Source organism: Hydrocarboniphaga sp. (genome assembly GCF_028291725.1).
GTDB lineage: Bacteria > Pseudomonadota > Gammaproteobacteria > Nevskiales > Nevskiaceae > Hydrocarboniphaga.
In genome coordinates this window covers 23,764-39,331 of the sequence record NZ_JAQGNT010000084.1, presented here as the reverse complement: position 1 = coordinate 39,331, position 15,568 = coordinate 23,764, and the positions used below count along the sequence as shown (strand labels likewise).

Sequence of the window (15,568 nt, the reverse complement as noted above, 5' to 3'; positions counted from 1 at the left end):
TGCCGAGATAAGGTGTGGGAACCGAGACTCTTCATAAAAATGAGCCGATCAAGACCCAGCATCCCGATGCGTGCACCGGCGCGGGTGCGGCCTTTGCATTGGCGGCAGGGGCTCCAGTTCAAGCTGGCGATGCTGCTGGTCGGCAGCTTGTTTGTGCTGGGCGTATCGACCTGGCTGGCGGGCGGATACCTGGTCCGCGCCGAGTTGATGGCGGACAGCTTCCGCTACGAACGTGAAAGCGCGCAGCGCGTCGCCGACCGCTTCACCGCACTGTCCGATCAGGTCCAGGAGCTTTCCAATACCCTGGGAACACTGGCCGTGCAGCCAGGTGTGCCGGCGCGGGCCCAGTTCGTCGCGGTGACGCCGATCCTGGTCGAGCGCAGCGCCGCCAGCAGCCTGATCGTCGCGGTCGGTGTCTGGCCGCTGCCGCACACCCTGGACCCCGCCGTCGATCGGGCGAGCCTGTTTCTGCAGCGCGATGCCTCCGGCGTGTTCAACGCGCGTGACGACTACAACGACGAGCGCGCGGCGCCGTACTACGGAGAAAGCTGGTTCACACCGGCGCGCTACGCCGCCGCCGATCGCTGCTACTGGACGCCGATCTACCGCGAGCCGCTAACCCGCCAGGAGGTCGTGTCGTGCACGCTGCCGCTGCGCGACGGCCGCGGCTTCATTGGCGCGATCACGATCAGCCTGTCGGTGATCCGTCTCAACGAGATGTTCGCGCGCTTCACTGCCGGCAGCCCGGGCTACAGCCTGCTGATCGGCCGCGACACGCGCCTGATCGGCATCTCCGACATCGCCGCGCGCCAGTTCGGTATCAAGCAGCCAGCCAACCTGGTGCAGCTGGCCCAGCAGCAACCCAAGTTCAATCCGCTAGCGCTGACGATCCATCAGCAGGACGAAGCCTTCATCAGTGCCGCGGTGCAATCGCCGGCCTACGACGCGGCCACGGTTTCGGCTCTCAAGGACGGCACGCGCGACCTGTCGCGCCAGGAATCCGAGCTTGCGCTGGCCTCGATCTGGAACCAGATCGCAAGGCGTGGCAGCCAGCCCGAAGCACCGCGACTGCTGCGTTTCGACGACGATGCGGTGCTCAACGAACCCGCGTTCGCCACGCTGATCGAACTGCCGCAGACCTTCTGGCGCATCGTCAGGGTGACCTCGGAGCGTGAAGGCTTCAACGGCGTCCACTACTTCTTCAATCAGACCCTGCTGATCGTCGGCGGCGCCGCGCTCGTTACCGCACTGCTGATTTATCTAAGCATCAACTGGCTGGTGCTGCGCCCGTTGCGGCGGATGACCAGCGATCTCGCCAATGTCGACACCGCCGAAGACGCACTGCACGTGCAGTTCGACGAAAACTCCGACAACGAGATCGGGGTGCTTTCGCACTGGCACAACGAGCGCGTGCGGCAACTGCGCGAGTTGATGGAGCGCACCGTCGCCACCAACTCACAGCTGGTGGTCGAGTCCGACGAACGCCGCACCGCGCAGGAAGCGCTCGCCAAAGCGCAGGAGCGCGCAACGCTGGCGCTGCAGGCGGTCGCCGACGGCGTGATCATGACCAACGAGCGCGGCATCGTCGAGGACATCAATCCGGTCGCCGAGCAACTGGTCGGCGTCACGGCCCGGGCGGCTCGCGGCCGCATCTTTACCGAGGTATTCAAAGCCCAGGCGACGCGGGAAAACACCGCGGCCGACAGCCCGCTGCCGAACCTCGCCGAGTTGGCGATCCAGCGCGGCACGCGGCTCGAGTATGCCAACGGCGTCTTCCTGCACAACGACAGCCGGCGCGAGCTCGAGGTCCATGTCTCGGTCACACCGATCCGTACGCGGCTGAACCGCGTGATCGGCGCGATCGTCGTGTTCCGCCCCGCGGCCGAGATCAGCGAGGCCGACCCGGCTCTGCAGGACCGCCGCATGGTCGACGCGGTCACCGGCCTGCCGAACCGTATCGCCTGCGACCGGGCGATACGAGCCCTGCTCGATGGCGTGCGCATCACCGCGCGGCCTCACGTGCTGCTGGTTATCGACGTCGATCATCTGAAGCGCGTCAACGACAGCGCCGGCCAGCAGGCCGGCGACGAAGTGCTGACGCGCCTGGGCGAGTCGATCGTGTCGCGCGTGGCCAGTGCAGGCGAAGTATTCCGCATGGGCGCCGATCAGTTCGCGGTGCTGCTGAGCAATTTCGACGAGGAGCGCGGCCGCGTATTCGCCGAGGCGCTGCGTGAGCTGCTCGGCAACACGCGCATCTACTGGGAATCCAAGTCGGTCAACGTCACCGTCAGCATCGGCCTGACCGCGATCACGGACGAGACTTATGGCCCGGTCGATCTGATGCGCCGCGCCGAAGATGCCTGCGCCGCAGCCAAGCGTGCCGGCCGCAATGCGGTGATGATCTACGACAACAGCCAGGATCGAGCCGAGCGCAGCTCCGACGATGCGATCTGGGTGCGGCGTATCCGCGCCGGTCTCGAACAAAGCCTGTTTCACCTGACGACGCAATGGGCGATGCCGGCACAGACCCACCAGAGCGAAGGGCATGTCTTCGACATCCTGCTCGCGCTCGAAGACGAAGAAGGTTTCTGGGCATCGCCCAGCGCATTCCTGCCGGTCGCCGAGCGCCACCACCTGGTGCCGGAGATGGATCGCTGGGTGATCCGCAATACGCTCGAATACCTGGCGCGCTCGCCGGATACGCTGGAGCGCCTGGCGTTCTGCAGCATCAATCTGTCGGCCGGCACGCTGTCGGATCATTCGCTGGTCGAATATCTGGCCGAGCAGTTCCAACGCCATCCGGATGTAACGCCGCGCAAGCTGTGTTTCGAGCTACGCGAAGACGCGCTGGCGGAATTCCCGAACCAGGCGCAGATCTTCTGCGAGGCAATGCGCTCGCTGGGCGTGCGCGTCGGAGTCGATCACTTCGCCGGCCGCAGCGCGTCCGACGTCGCGCTGATCCGCCGGCTGAATATCGACTTCGTCAAGATCGACGCGCTGCACTTCCGCAGCCTCGGCACCGACCCGGTCGAACAGCTGCTGGCGGAATCGCTGGTGCGCCTGGCACGCACGCTGCGCAAACGCGTCGTCGTCGCCAATCTCGGCGACGCCGGTGCGCTCGATGCCTGGCGTCGTCTCGGTGCCGATTACCTGCTCGGGCTTGCGATCGCCAAACCCTCGCCGGTGGTGTTCTACGCACCGGGTGGTTGAGCAGTAGGTCGGCAATCCTTTGCCGACGTGCGCACTCGATGCGCAACCGGGGCCTCATGTCGGCAAGGGATTGCCGACCTACGCCGTGATCGCTTCCAGATAGTCGATGCGCAGATCAATGCTTTCACGATCACGGTAGCGGTTGATGCCGAGCGCATAAAGCGCGTGCAGCTGGCCGCGGCGGCATAGCCGGTCGGCGCCTCCGAAATGAATCGCGCTGATGTCGGCGCCACTGCCGCCGGCGAGCCGCAGCCGATACTTGGCGTGCGTGCCATCGCCGCCGACGATGCGCGCATCGATCACCTCGAAGCGATTGTCGAAACGCGGCTCGCCGAAACCCGCGCCCCAGGGGCCGCCTTGCTCCAGGCATCGCGCGGTTTCGATCTGCAATTCGGTCGCCGACAAAGGTCCGTCGCTGTCCAGCCTTGCTTCGCGTTCCAACGGCAGCATCGCCGCTGCACAAGCGGCATTGAAGGCTTCGCGGAATACTGGATAAGCGCGCTTGCTCAGGCTCAATCCGGCCGCCATCGCGTGACCGCCGAAGCGTTCGATCAAACCCGGATGCGCCGCATCGACGGCGGCAATCGCGTCGCGAATATTCAGACCCGGCACCGAGCGCGCCGAGCCCTTCAACAGCTCGCGATCCTGCGACGGCGCAAACGCGATCGTCGGCCGGTGCAGGCGCTCCTTGATCCGCGCGGCGACAGGCCCGAGCACGCCCTCGTGCCAGTCCTCGTCGAACACGCAGACGCCATTGCGATCCTCCAGCTGCTGACGCTCGGCGATGGCGATCGCGGTGTCGGTCATGCCCTGCTGGATTTCACGGCGCTCCCGGTTGATTTGCTCCAGCGCCGCCGCGAGTTCCGCGGCACGCACAGCGTCATCGGCAAGCAGGCATTCGATGCCGATGCGCGCGTCGGCCAGACGCCCTGCCGCATTGATTCGCGGGCCGAGCACGAAGCCCAGGTCGAGCGCGCTGATCGTATCCACGGCCCGCCCTGCACCACTGAGCATCGCCAGCAGGCCGGGACGCGCGCGGCCGCTGCGCAATCTTGCGAGGCCCTGCGACACCAGGATGCGGTTGTTGCGATCGAGCCGGGCCACGTCGGCGACGGTGCCGAGCGCCACCAGATCGAGCCAGTCGGCCAGCCGCGGCGCCGGCTGCAAATCGAAGGCGCCGCCTTCACGCAGATGCGCACGCAGCGCCACCAGCAGGTAGAACATCACGCCGACACCGGCGAGTGCCTTGCTGGCAAACGGACAGCCGGGCTGATTCGGATTCACCAGCGCATCGGCCTGCGGCAGCACCGGGCCCGGCAAATGATGATCGGTGACGACCACCTGCATACCGAGTTCGCGCGCCGCCGCGACACCGGCGATGCTGGCGATGCCGTTGTCGACGGTGACCAGCACTTGCGCGTTCATCGCGTGCGCGGTCTGCGCCAGCGCCGGCGACAGGCCATAGCCCATCGTCACGCGATGCGGCACCACGTATGCGACCGACTCGGCGCCCAGTGCGCGCAGGCCCAGCACTGCGAGCGCAACGCCGGTCGCACCATCCGCATCGTAGTCGCCGGCAATGACGATCTTGCGCCTGAGGCGAATCGCGTCGGCCAGAATCTGCACCGCCAGCGGCAGGCCCAGCAGTTGATCCGGCGGCAGCATCTGCGCCAGATCCAGACCGATCTCCTGCGGCTCGATCAGACCTCGCGCCGCGTAAACGCGCTGCAGGACCGGATTCAGCGTGGCCGGCAGGCGATGCGCGGGGATCGCACGACGACGGATGAGCCGACGCTCAACCGCCATCAGACACCACGTTCGCGGGGATGCGGTTCTGCTGCAGGCGCTGGCGCGCGGCGTCGGCCGCGTCGCGCGTAGCATAAGGGCCGCTGCGCACTCGATAGCGCGCGCTGCCGCTGGATTCGGTCAGCGAAATCGAAGCCGCGAATCCCAGCGATTTGAGTTGGGCTTCGATTTGTCGCGCGTTCGCGATGTCGGCATAGCTGCCGGCCTGTATTGCCCAGCGCTGTCCTTTGCCTGCGGGGCTGGGCGCCGGTGTCGCGGCTGCAGCGGGTTTGGGCGGGGCCTGCTCGACCGGCGGCGCGGGTTTCGGCTTTGCTATCACCATCGCCGGCGGCGTGCGCTGCCCGATCGGCGGCACCGCTGGTGCCGGGTTCGGCTCCGGCTCCTCCGGCGCAGCCGTCTCGGCCACCGGCGCGGCGGCGATATCGTCGTCTTCCTCGGCGGGGACACCCGCGACTTCAGGGCGGGTCACGGTTTCAGGCGTCATCCCGGAGAAGCGCGCTGCAGCGGCCTCCGCGGAATCCGCCAGTTCTTTCTGTGACGCCTGCGGCGGTTGCGGCCGACCCGATGCGCTTGCGCCCTCATCCGCGGCCAGACCGACAGCGGACGGCACCGGCTTCGGCGTTTCGATCGGATGGCGGTCGTCTACCGCGATTTCGACCCGGCGCATGCCGGGCTCGGCGGGCTTGGGATCGCTCGGCGCGGGCAACAGCAGGCTGGCGATGAACAGCATCATCAGCATCACGCTGGCGCCCAGCAGCCTTCGCATCAGCACACGGTTCATGCGATCGCACCCCGATCCAGCAAGTCCATCGCCATCGCCACCGTCAGGAAAGAACCGCAGACCAGAATCGGCGTGTCCGCGCCGGTGTTGGCGCGGGCCTCGATCAGCGCATCGGCCATGTCGGGCACTGCATTACCTTTGAGACCCGCAGAGGCGGCCCGCTGCTGCAGGCCTTTCGCATCCAGGCCGCGCGGCGGCGGCAGGCTGACGAAGCTCGCGCCGGCCACGTGCGGCACCAGCAGGCGCGCCACGTTCTCCACCGGTTTGTCCGACAGCATGCCGAGCACCAGCCAGGGCGCTCGCCCGGGCATCGTCCGCGCGATGTTGTCGGCGAGCACTTCGGCGGCTTCGGTGTTGTGTGCCACGTCGAACCACCAGCGGCCACGATTCTCGAAACGGCCGGCGAGCCTGAGATCCGGCAGTGCCGCACGGATCGCGTGCTCCCCGACCGGGAGCCGCTGCTGCAAGGCGGTAATTGCGGCGAGCACGCCGGCGGCGTTGCGCAGTTGCACTGCGCCGCTCAATCCCGGCAAAGGCAGATCCTTGAACGCGATCTGCGCCGACTGCCAACGCCAGCCGCTTTCACTGGCCTGGTAGCGATAGTCGGTATCGAGCTGCAACAGCTCCGCACCGTGGTTCCGCGCCTGATCCAGCAAACTCTGCGGCGGCATCGGATCGACCAGCACCGCAGGCCGGCCGCTGCGGAAAATCCCGCCTTTCTCGAAACCGATCGCCTCGCGCCCGGTACCCAGCCAGTCTTGGTGATCCAGTCCGATATTGGTGACCATCGCGCAGTCGGCATCGACGATGTTGACCGCGTCTAGGCGGCCGCCGAGACCGACTTCCAGCACCTGGATTTGCACGCCCGCTTCGCGGAACCGCCACAGCGCCGCCAGCGTGCCGAATTCGAAATACGTCAGCGCAATTTCACCGCGTGCTTTCTCGATCTCGGCGAATGCGGCGCACAGGGCCGCGTCGCTCGCCTCGACTCCATCGATGACCACGCGCTCGTTGTAGCGCAGCAGATGCGGCGAGCGATACAGGCCGGTTCGATAGCCCGCCCGCTGATAGATCAGCGCAGCGAGTGTCGCACTGGAGCCTTTGCCGTTGGTGCCGCCGATGGTCAGCGTGACGATGCCGGCCGCAGGCAGGCCCATGCGCGCGGCGACCATGCGCACGCGCCCGAGACCCAGCTCGATCGCATTCGGATGCACCCGCTGCTGGTAGTTGAGCCAGGCATCCAGGCTGGCGTCGGGCCCCGGCGCTGTGGCCGGGGACGCGGCGGAGAGCAGCTTCGGGTCGAGTATCAAGCCTTTGGCGACGGCGCCCAATGGGTCATCATCGCCAGCAGGCGGTGGATCTTCTCGCGCAGTTCGCGACGATCCACGATCATGTCGATGGCGCCATGCTCGAGCAGGAACTCGGCGCGCTGGAAACCCTCCGGCAGTTTCTGGCGCACGGTCTGCTCGATCACGCGCGGACCGGCGAAGCCGATCAGCGCGCGCGGCTCGGCAATGATGATGTCGCCGAGCATCGCCAGGCTCGCTGATACGCCGCCCATCGTCGGATGGGTCAGCACCGAAATGAACGGCAGACCGCGATCCGACAGCCGCGCCAGCACCGCCGAGGTCTTCGCCATCTGCATCAGCGAGAACAGCGACTCCTGCATGCGCGCGCCGCCCGTGGCCGAGAAGCACACGTAGGGAATGCCCGCTTCGAGTGCGGCATTGGCGCCGTGCACGAATTTCTCCCCGACGACCGAGCCCATCGAGCCGCCCATGAAGCCGAATTCGAACACCGAAACCACCAGCGGCAGGCCGATGATCTGGCCGCTCATCACGATCAGCGCATCTTTCTCCTCGGTGTCGTTCTGCGCTTCCTTGATGCGATCGGTGTACTTGCGTGAATCCTTGAACTTGAGCGGATCGGCCGAAGCGAGATGCTTGGCGATCTCGATGCGGCCTTCCGGGTCGAGCAGCTGGTTCAGGCGGGCCCGGGCATTGATCGGACGATGCGCGCCGCACTTGGGACAGACTTCCAGCGTGCGTTCGAGCTCGGCGCGATACAGCACCGATGCGCAACCATCGCACTTGACCCACAGGCCCTCGGGCACGTTGTGCTTGCGCACGCCGTGAGTAAGCAACTGCGATCCCGCGATCTTGTCGAGCCAGCTCATGACGGCACTCCCTCGTTGTCCATCGCCCGGCGCATCGCGCGGAGCTTCCCCTTCAATATCTCAGGCAAAACCTGCGCCTGCCCCTGGTGCTTCTCGATTTCGCTGACCAGTGCACTGCCGACGATCACGCCGTCGGCGATCCGGGCGACTTTCGCCGCCGACTCCGGATCTCGGATGCCGAAGCCGACCGCGAGCGGCAATGCGGTATAGCGTCGGATCTCTTGCAATTTCGCTTCCACGCTGGCGACATCCAGTTGTGACGAGCCGGTTACTCCCTTGACTGAAACATAATACAGATAGCCCCCCGCCTGCGAGGCCACCGCCTGTATCCGCGCCGCCGGGCTGGTCGGCGCGATCAGGAAAATCAGGTCGATGCCGGATTCACGCAGCGGCCCGATGAAATCGGCCGCCTCCTCCACCGCCAGATCGACGATCAATACGCCGTCGACGCCGGCGGCGCTGGCCTCGACGGCGAACGCAGCGATGCCGATGTGCTCGATCGGGTTCAGATACCCCATCAGCACGACCGGCGTCTGCGCGTCGCGCTTGCGGAACTCCGCGACCATGCCGATGACCTGGCGCAGGCTGGTGCCGTGTGCCAGCGCGCGTTCGCAGGCTAGCTGGATTACCGGGCCGTCCGCCATCGGGTCGGAGAAAGGAACGCCGAGTTCGATGAGGTCGGCACCGCCTTCGACCAGCGCATGCATCAGCCCGACGGTCTGGCCGGGGTGTGGATCACCGGCGGTGATATACGGGATCAGAGCCTTGCGCCCACGGTCTTTAACCGCAGCGAGACGGGCAGAGATTCGACTCATGGATTGAGAAGCCTGGAACGGATCGTAGATGTTGCCGGATCGGTCATGCGTGCCGCGATGGACCTGCGATCGGGGAGCGGCGACTCTACGTGTGGTTTGGCCTCCACTCAAGCGGAATTTTTGGGCGGATCAAGAACATCGTCAGGACCGGCGCGCTCCAACCGCTCGCCGCAGCGTCCGGCGGAGCCTTCTGATTGGGTTCCGCCAACCCTCATCGCTCGGCGCTCATGACAGCTCGATCAGGGTCCGCTAGCATCGAGCGCGCGGTCTTCCCGGGAAGCCGCTGAAGCCGCCTCTGCGACCATGTCGCTGCTTTACCAACAATAAATCAGGCAAAACCTTTTGAGGCGAGGTTGCCTGAAAACGTGCAGGAGACAAAATGAAATTTTCCATTGCGAGATGGGTCGCGCTAGGCAGTCTGAGCCTTTGTTCGTTCGGCGGATATGCCAGCAACCTGGTGACAGAGATCTATGGCGGCGTGGTGAGTACCGTCTCGAACGTTATCGGAACCGTGACGGATCCTTTCGCTGGAGTGCTGGTCGGCGTGACGCAAATCGCACCTGAATTTGTCCAGCACACGGTCATCCGCATTCAAGGCCGTACCCTGGAACTGGTACCGGGCACCGCGGCTTTCGATCTGACCGTGACTCATAACGGCAACAGCCGCACCATCATCGTCGTCAGGCCAGAGCCGGCGACCACCGGGGTGGCGGCCGTCGTCATGCTCCATGGAAACGGCGGCACCCCGCAGAATCAGGCGAACCTGGCCGAGATCGCGCCGCAGGTCGCGGCGCGCGGTCTCTGGGTTTTTCTGCCGGCTGCGGTGAATGGAGTCTGGGACGACGATCCGGCAAATTCGGATCCGAGCAAGGACGATGTCGGCTTCATTTCGCGCGTCATCGACATCGCCGTCACCGGCTATGGCCTCGATCCCGACCGGGTTTATGCAGCGGGCCTTTCCAATGGCGGCTTCATGAGCCAGCGGCTCAGCTGCGAATTGTCGGATCGCCTGGCGGCGGTGGGCGTGGTTTCCGCCGCGCTGCGCAATGGCCTAGCCGGTTCCTGCACGACTGGCCTGCCGCGGCCGATAACGCTCATCGTCGGCACCTCTGATCCGATTGTTCCCTACGGCGGAATTGGCAACATCCGTTCCGCCGACAACACTCTGGCGTTCTGGGCACAGCGCAACGGATGCGACACCAGTGCTGCAGTCGTTACCGACCTGCCGGACAGCACCGCTGACGGGACCACGGTCCAGCGAATCGTCAACGAGACCTGCGGCTCAGGCAAAGAGGTGGCCCGTTATGCCGTTACCGGGGGCGGACATGCCTGGCCGGGCGGTTGGCAGTATTTACCGATTCCGCTTATCGGCACCACGAGCACGGATATCGATGCGACCAGCATCCTGTTCGATTTCTTCGCGCGCTACACACGATAGCGATCCAGCCGCCGGACTACTTATTGGTGGGTCGTGATGGATTCGAACCATCGACCAATTGATTAAAAGTCAACTGCTCTACCGACTGAGCTAACGACCCCCAGAACCAAAAACGGCGATGCCGGTCCGGCGAGCCGCGCATCATACTGGATGAGGCCGCATCGTTGAATAGCGGGCCGCGACGCAGCACTGGAAACTTCACCGGTGCCGCATCGCGGCAATGATCAGTAATAGCGCGTCGGGTCCGGGACGCCGGCGCTGTCGAAACCGGCACGGCGCAGGCGGCAGGAGTCGCAACGGCCGCAGGCGTAGCCGCGATCATCGGCCTGATAGCAGGACACGGTCTCGGCGTAGTTCACGCCCAGCCTCGTGCCCCAGCGCACGATGTCGGCCTTGCTCAGATCGATCAAGGGCGTGTGCACCTTGAAGCGCTTGCCTTCGACGCCGGCCTTGGTCGCCACATTGGCCAGCCGCTCGAATGCCGCGATGAACTCGGGACGGCAGTCCGGGTAGCCGGAGTAGTCGACCGCGTTGACGCCGATGAAGATATCGGTGGATCCAAGAATCTCGGCCCAGCCCAGCGCCAGCGACAGGAACAGCGTGTTGCGCGCCGGCACATAGGTGACGGGAATGCCATCGCCGGGCGACTCCGGAACCGCGATCGAGCGATCGGTCAGCGCCGATCCGCCGACGTCGTTGAGGTTCACATGCATCACCTGATGGCGTTTCGCGCCCAGGCTCAGCGCCACGTCTGCCGAGGCTTTTATCTCGGCGGAGTGGCGCTGTCCGTAGGCCACCGAGATGGCGTAGGTCTCGTAGCCCTGATCGCGCGCGATCGCCAGCACCGTGGCCGAATCCAGGCCGCCCGACAGCAGAATCACACCGCGAGGTTGATCGCTCATCGCCCTGCCTCCTCTCCCCACAACTGCTTGTGCAACTGCATCTGGAAGCGGACCGGCAGACGATCCGCGACGATCCAGTCAGCAAGTTCGCGCGGGCTGAGCTGGTGATGGCTGGGCGAGAACAGCACCATGCATCGGCTGCTCAGATCCCGCTGCTGCACGATCGCGCGCGCCCAGTCGTAATCCTCGCGTGAGCACAGCACGAACTTGATTTCGTCATGCGCACGCAGCGCATCGAGATTCGGCCAGTGGTTGCGCGCCTGCTCGCCCGAGCCCGGCGTCTTGACGTCGATGACTCGCGTCACCCGCGGATCGACCGCGCTCACGTCGAGCGCGCCGCTGGTTTCCAGCGACACCGAATGCCCGAGATCGCAGAGTCGGGTCAGCAATTGGAAGCAGTTCTTCTGGGCCAGCGGTTCGCCGCCGGTCACGCAAACATGCCGGGCGCCGAGCCTGGATACTTCGGCCAGCACATCGTCGATAGCACGCCAGGCGCCGCCGTAGAACGCGTATTCGGTATCGCAGTATTGGCAGCGCAAGGGGCAACCGGTGAGCCGCACGAACACCGTGGGCCAGCCGATGCTGGAGGACTCGCCCTGCAGCGACAGGAAAATCTCGGTGATCTTCAGCCGTGTCTGTCGCGCCACCGGCGCCGCGACGGCCGAAGTCATGCCCAACTCATGCATCAACCGCCTAGCTGTTCCAATTTCTGCCGTGACAGATTGGAAGCATTGGATGTCGGGAACTCGCGGGTCACGCGTTGCAGCGTGGCCTTGGCCTCGCTGGTGCGCCTGAGTTCGATCTGGCACAGACCGACCTTGTACAGGCCGTCGGCCAGCTTGGGGCTGGTGGGGAAACGATCCACCAGCGATTGGAAACTGCTCAGCGCCGCGCTGTAGTCGCGCTTGACGTAGTTGGCTTCGCCCATCCAGTACCAGGCGTTGTCCGCGTAGCGGCCCTGCGGCCACTGCTCGAGCATCGATTTGAAACCGCGGATCGCATCGTCGTACTTGCCGTTCTTCAGCAGATCGAAAGTCGCAAGATACGCGGACTCCTCCTCCGGCGAAGCGACGGTCGGACGCTGCGGCGTCGGGCCCGACGAAATCGTGCCCGGAGTTGCACCCGGATAGGTAGCTGGCGCGCCGGACACCACCGGCGGAGCGCTACCTTCAAAACGCTGCAGACGGCCGTTCAGATCCTGGTACTGATCCTTGGCGGCGCGATCCCGCTGATCGCTGTCGTAGCGCAGTTTTTCCACCATGCCGCGCAGATCGCGAACCTCGTCGCGCAGGCGGATCAGATCCTGATCCTGTCCGCTCGAGTTGATCGCATCGAGCCGGCGCGACATCTGCGCCGTCTTGTTCTCCAGATCCTGCAGCCGGCGCTCTTGTGGCGAGAGCACCGGCTGCCCGGAACCGTTGATCGGCCCACCGAAATCCGCGCAGCCACTGAGAGCAAGCAGAGACACGCCCATCAACGCGGAAAGACGGTGACCCATCATTGAGACCTACTCCTTCAGGATACGGATCAGCTGAACGCGCGAAGCTTACTGCTGAACGATGTCGACGCGACGATTCAGCGCATAAGCGGCTTCGTCGTGCCCGGCAGCGACCGGACGCTCTTCGCCATAGCTGACGACGCTGATCTGGCTGGCAGAAACACCACCCGAGGCCAGCGCAGCCTGCACGGCATTGGCGCGATGCTCGCCGAGGCCGACGTTGTATTCGCGGGTGCCGCGCTCGTCGGCATTGCCTTCCAGGCGAACGCGAACGCTCGGGTTGGCGGCCAGGTACTTGGCCCAGGCGGCGGCAACACCCTGGCCTTCGGCGCTCAGATCGCTGCTGTCGTACTCGAAGTACACCGTCTTCTTGTTGGCCAGATCAGCCAGACCGCCGCCGAGACCGGTACCGCTGACACTGCTGTCGGACGCACCGTAGCCGGCCATGCCGCTGTTATTGACCGGCGGCGGAGGCGGCGGTGCATTCTTTTTGCCGCTGCTGGCGCAGGCGGTGAGCGCGAGGCTCGCGACGACAACCGAAGAAACGAGAATTTGCTTGAACATTTTTCCAACTCCTGAAGAAACGACCCGATTTTTATGGGAATGCTGAAACTATGAGACTTATTTTGCCAACGGAGACCATGATGGTTCTCTAACCTCGCCTGGCTGATGCAGCCTCTGCCGTACACGACCGTCCGTGGTAACGGTTGCAAGCTCGGCGCCACCACCGCGAACCTGGGTCGCGTAGATGATCACCGCGCCGTTGGGAGCGAAGCTGGGACTTTCGTCCAGTCCGCCCTCACTGAGAATGCGAAGATTGCCATTAGCCAAATCAAGGAGCGCGATACGATAGCGCCCTTCGTCCAGATTCACCAGAGTCAGGGACTTTCCGTCCGGAGAAAAACTGGCGTCCAGATTCTGCCGGCCCTGGAAAGTGATGCGCTGGGGTTCGCCGCCCGCGACCGACATCTTGTAAATCTGGGGCTGTCCGCCACGATCCGACGTAAACACGATCGATTGTCCATCCGGCGAGAACGAAGCCTCGGTATCGATGCCGTAATGATCGGTCAGACGCTTACGCTGGCCGCTCTGCAAATCCAGAATATAGATGTCGGGGTTGGTCTCGAACGACAGAGTAATGGCGAGCTTGGTGCCATCCGGCGACCACGCGGGCGAGCCGTTGATGCCCTTCTCGGCGAGGATCTTCTTGACCTGGCCGCTGGCGATGTCGTGGATGTAGATGCCGGAGCGGCCGCGTTCGTAACCGACATAAGCGAGCTTCTTGCGATCTGGCGACCACGACGGCGACATCAGCGTTTCACGCGAGCTGGCGATGGTGCGCGGGTTGTAGCCGTCGGCGTCGGCGATGATCAACTGATAGCTGCGCGTCGGGCCCAGACCGGCCGAGGTCACGTAGGCGATCTTTGTGTTGAATACGCCGGGGATGCCGGTCAGGCGCTCGAAGATCAGATCGGCGATCTGATGCGCCACGTAGCGCAGCTGATCCGGCGCCACTGGCGGCATGTCATACGCGATCAACTGCTGGCCAGTGATCACATCGAGAAGGAAGAAGCGTGAGGAAACCCGGTCGCTGCCCGGAGCATGGTTGAGCTTGCCGACCACGACGTTGTTCATGTTGACCGAACGCCAGTTGCGGAAATCGACGCGGCTGGGATCGTCCGGCTTCTCCAGCATGTCGCCGCGCGGCAAGGTCCGGAACATGCCGCTGCGTGACAAATCAGCGTCGATCACACTGGCAACATCGGTCTGCAGGCCGTCGTTGCTCGAAAACGGCACGATCGCGATCGGCTGCGCGCCGGCGACACCACCGGTCACGGTGATATCCAGGTCTGCAAAAGCCGGGCTCGCACAGAACACCGACAGCACGAGGATGAAGCGATAGATTCCTTTCATCGAGGCATTTCTCATAGACACACCAAGGGTTTACTGCTTGAGCATTTCGGGAGTGAACACGGCGGTGATGTTGCGCTGAAACGCTTTCGGATCCTGCGGCAGCGGCAGCGGACTCGCCTTTTGGACCGCGCGAATCACCGAATCGTCGAAGGCCGGAACACCCGAGCCCTGCACGATCCGGACATCCTGGACCGAGCCACTCGGCAGCAGGGTAATTGCGACACGGCACTTCAGGCCAGCGGGCAGATTCAGCGAGCGCTCCCAGTACTGCGCGATATACGCCGCGAGGATCTGACCCCAACTCGCCTGAATGCCAGCTATACGCTCGGCCTCCATGCGGGCGGCTTCTTCCGCCATTGCCTGACGCGCCAGATCTTCCTGTGCCCGGCGTGCGGCTTCTTCCTGGCGCTTCTTCTCTTCGGCGGCCTTGCGCGCTTCTTCCTGCTTGCGCTTGGCCTCGGCCTCGGCCTGAGCCTTGGCTTCCGCCTCGGCGGCCGCCTTCTTGGCGTCAGCGTCGGCCTTGGCCTTTTCGGCCTCAGCCTTGGCTTTTGCGGCGGCGTCAGCCTGCTTTTTCTGCTCTTCTTCCTGAGCTTTTTTCAGCGCCAGATCAGCCTGCTTCTTCTGCTCGGTCTCGGCCAGTTTCTTGGCATCGTCGGCTTTTTTCTGCTGGTCTTCCTGCTGCTTCTTCAGGTCGTCCTGCTGCTTTTTTTGCTCGGTTTTCTGCTGCTCGGCCTGCTTGGCGTCGTCCTGCTTCTTCTGCTCGACTTTTTTCTGTTCTTCCTGCCGCTTCTGCGCCTGCTCGGCTTTGACCTGATCGTCGTGATCGTCGCGCTTCTGCTCGTCGATAACGACCGGGGTCGGCGTCTGAGTGTTCGCCTTGGTCGATGCGGGATTGACCATCACGACGGTCATCGGCGTCGGCGGCACCATGGTCGGCGAGCAATGCACGCCAACCAGCAGGAACAGCAACAGGATGACGTGGACCGCAATCGCAAGCCCGAAGTGGCGAGAATTCGCAGGCATGCGCG

At 64.5% G+C, this 15,568-nt stretch carries 13 protein-coding genes and 1 tRNA gene; 2 read left to right on the top strand and 12 right to left on the bottom strand.

What is annotated here, in order from left to right; all coding sequences use genetic code 11:
• The first annotated feature begins 39 nt into the window (after positions 1 to 39).
• On the top strand, positions 40 to 3,210 hold the full coding sequence (locus tag JWQ90_RS21880; protein WP_299697115.1) for an EAL domain-containing protein: 3,171 nt from the start codon (positions 40 to 42) through the stop codon (positions 3,208 to 3,210).
• Between the two features lie 78 nt (positions 3,211 to 3,288).
• Here JWQ90_RS21880 and recJ read toward each other — a convergent pair whose 3' ends face one another.
• From recJ to trpA, 5 genes are read right to left on the bottom strand one after another with little or no spacing between them, the layout of a single operon-like run.
• Positions 3,289 to 5,016 carry a single-stranded-DNA-specific exonuclease RecJ gene (gene recJ, locus JWQ90_RS21875; protein ID WP_299697114.1) on the bottom strand — a complete coding sequence of 576 codons (1,728 nt, stop codon included), beginning with the start codon at positions 5,014 to 5,016 and terminating at the stop codon, positions 3,289 to 3,291.
• Positions 5,006 to 5,797 carry an SPOR domain-containing protein gene (locus JWQ90_RS21870; RefSeq protein ID WP_299697113.1) on the bottom strand — a complete coding sequence of 264 codons (792 nt, stop codon included), beginning with the start codon at positions 5,795 to 5,797 and terminating at the stop codon, positions 5,006 to 5,008. The genes recJ and JWQ90_RS21870 overlap by 11 nt, the downstream gene beginning before the upstream one ends.
• Positions 5,794 to 7,128, bottom strand: coding sequence for a bifunctional tetrahydrofolate synthase/dihydrofolate synthase (gene folC, locus JWQ90_RS21865; protein WP_299697112.1), 1,335 nt, complete (start codon positions 7,126 to 7,128; stop codon positions 5,794 to 5,796). Before folC ends, JWQ90_RS21870 begins: the two co-directional genes overlap by 4 nt.
• Positions 7,104 to 7,973: an acetyl-CoA carboxylase, carboxyltransferase subunit beta gene (gene accD / locus JWQ90_RS21860; protein ID WP_299697111.1), complete on the bottom strand. Its 870-nt coding sequence runs from the start codon at positions 7,971 to 7,973 to the stop codon at positions 7,104 to 7,106. Before accD ends, folC begins: the two co-directional genes overlap by 25 nt.
• Positions 7,970 to 8,788 (bottom strand): tryptophan synthase subunit alpha, encoded by an 819-nt coding sequence (gene trpA, locus JWQ90_RS21855; protein WP_299697110.1) that lies wholly within the window; start codon positions 8,786 to 8,788, stop codon positions 7,970 to 7,972. The genes accD and trpA overlap by 4 nt, the downstream gene beginning before the upstream one ends.
• A gap of 379 nt (positions 8,789 to 9,167) precedes the next feature.
• Here trpA and JWQ90_RS21850 point away from each other — a divergent pair, with 379 nt between their 5' ends.
• The gene (locus JWQ90_RS21850) at positions 9,168 to 10,226 is read left to right on the top strand and encodes a PHB depolymerase family esterase (protein WP_299697109.1); all 1,059 of its coding nucleotides are present in this window, start codon (positions 9,168 to 9,170) and stop codon (positions 10,224 to 10,226) included.
• 24 nt (positions 10,227 to 10,250) lie between these two features.
• On the opposite strand, the gene JWQ90_RS21845 is transcribed toward JWQ90_RS21850, so the two are convergent.
• From JWQ90_RS21845 to tolA, 7 genes are all read right to left on the bottom strand, one after another.
• Positions 10,251 to 10,326: transfer RNA gene (locus tag JWQ90_RS21845), tRNA-Lys, on the bottom strand.
• Between the two features lie 124 nt (positions 10,327 to 10,450).
• Complete coding sequence (gene queC / locus JWQ90_RS21840) at positions 10,451 to 11,128, bottom strand: 7-cyano-7-deazaguanine synthase QueC (protein ID WP_299697108.1); 678 nt, start codon at positions 11,126 to 11,128, stop codon at positions 10,451 to 10,453.
• Positions 11,125 to 11,799 (bottom strand): 7-carboxy-7-deazaguanine synthase QueE, encoded by a 675-nt coding sequence (gene queE, locus JWQ90_RS21835; RefSeq protein WP_299697107.1) that lies wholly within the window; start codon positions 11,797 to 11,799, stop codon positions 11,125 to 11,127. Before queE ends, queC begins: the two co-directional genes overlap by 4 nt.
• 14 nt (positions 11,800 to 11,813) lie before the next feature.
• Positions 11,814 to 12,629 (bottom strand): tol-pal system protein YbgF, encoded by an 816-nt coding sequence (gene ybgF / locus JWQ90_RS21830; RefSeq protein WP_299697106.1) that lies wholly within the window; start codon positions 12,627 to 12,629, stop codon positions 11,814 to 11,816.
• Between the two features lie 45 nt (positions 12,630 to 12,674).
• Positions 12,675 to 13,190, bottom strand: coding sequence for a peptidoglycan-associated lipoprotein Pal (gene pal / locus JWQ90_RS21825; protein ID WP_299697105.1), 516 nt, complete (start codon positions 13,188 to 13,190; stop codon positions 12,675 to 12,677).
• 57 nt (positions 13,191 to 13,247) lie between these two features.
• Complete coding sequence (tolB, locus tag JWQ90_RS21820) at positions 13,248 to 14,540, bottom strand: Tol-Pal system beta propeller repeat protein TolB (protein ID WP_299697104.1); 1,293 nt, start codon at positions 14,538 to 14,540, stop codon at positions 13,248 to 13,250.
• A 30-nt stretch (positions 14,541 to 14,570) separates the two neighbouring features.
• The gene (gene tolA, locus JWQ90_RS21815) at positions 14,571 to 15,563 is read right to left on the bottom strand and encodes a cell envelope integrity protein TolA (RefSeq protein WP_299697103.1); all 993 of its coding nucleotides are present in this window, start codon (positions 15,561 to 15,563) and stop codon (positions 14,571 to 14,573) included.
• Positions 15,564 to 15,568: the final 5 nt, after the last annotated feature.

Excerpts from the sequence above, each read along its gene's own strand:
- JWQ90_RS21880 (WP_299697115.1), top strand. The coding sequence starts at position 40 with ATGAGCCGATCAAGACCCAGCATCCCGATGCGTGCACCGGCGCGGGTG.
- recJ (WP_299697114.1), bottom strand. The coding sequence starts at position 5,016 with ATGGCGGTTGAGCGTCGGCTCATCCGTCGTCGTGCGATCCCCGCGCAT.
- JWQ90_RS21870 (WP_299697113.1), bottom strand. The coding sequence starts at position 5,797 with ATGAACCGTGTGCTGATGCGAAGGCTGCTGGGCGCCAGCGTGATGCTG.
- accD (WP_299697111.1), bottom strand. The coding sequence starts at position 7,973 with ATGAGCTGGCTCGACAAGATCGCGGGATCGCAGTTGCTTACTCACGGC.
- trpA (WP_299697110.1), bottom strand. The coding sequence starts at position 8,788 with ATGAGTCGAATCTCTGCCCGTCTCGCTGCGGTTAAAGACCGTGGGCGC.
- JWQ90_RS21850 (WP_299697109.1), top strand. The coding sequence starts at position 9,168 with ATGAAATTTTCCATTGCGAGATGGGTCGCGCTAGGCAGTCTGAGCCTT.
- queC (WP_299697108.1), bottom strand. The coding sequence starts at position 11,128 with ATGAGCGATCAACCTCGCGGTGTGATTCTGCTGTCGGGCGGCCTGGAT.
- queE (WP_299697107.1), bottom strand. The coding sequence starts at position 11,799 with ATGACTTCGGCCGTCGCGGCGCCGGTGGCGCGACAGACACGGCTGAAG.
- ybgF (WP_299697106.1), bottom strand. The coding sequence starts at position 12,629 with ATGATGGGTCACCGTCTTTCCGCGTTGATGGGCGTGTCTCTGCTTGCT.
- pal (WP_299697105.1), bottom strand. The coding sequence starts at position 13,190 with ATGTTCAAGCAAATTCTCGTTTCTTCGGTTGTCGTCGCGAGCCTCGCG.
- tolB (WP_299697104.1), bottom strand. The coding sequence starts at position 14,540 with ATGAAAGGAATCTATCGCTTCATCCTCGTGCTGTCGGTGTTCTGTGCG.
- tolA (WP_299697103.1), bottom strand. The coding sequence starts at position 15,563 with ATGCCTGCGAATTCTCGCCACTTCGGGCTTGCGATTGCGGTCCACGTC.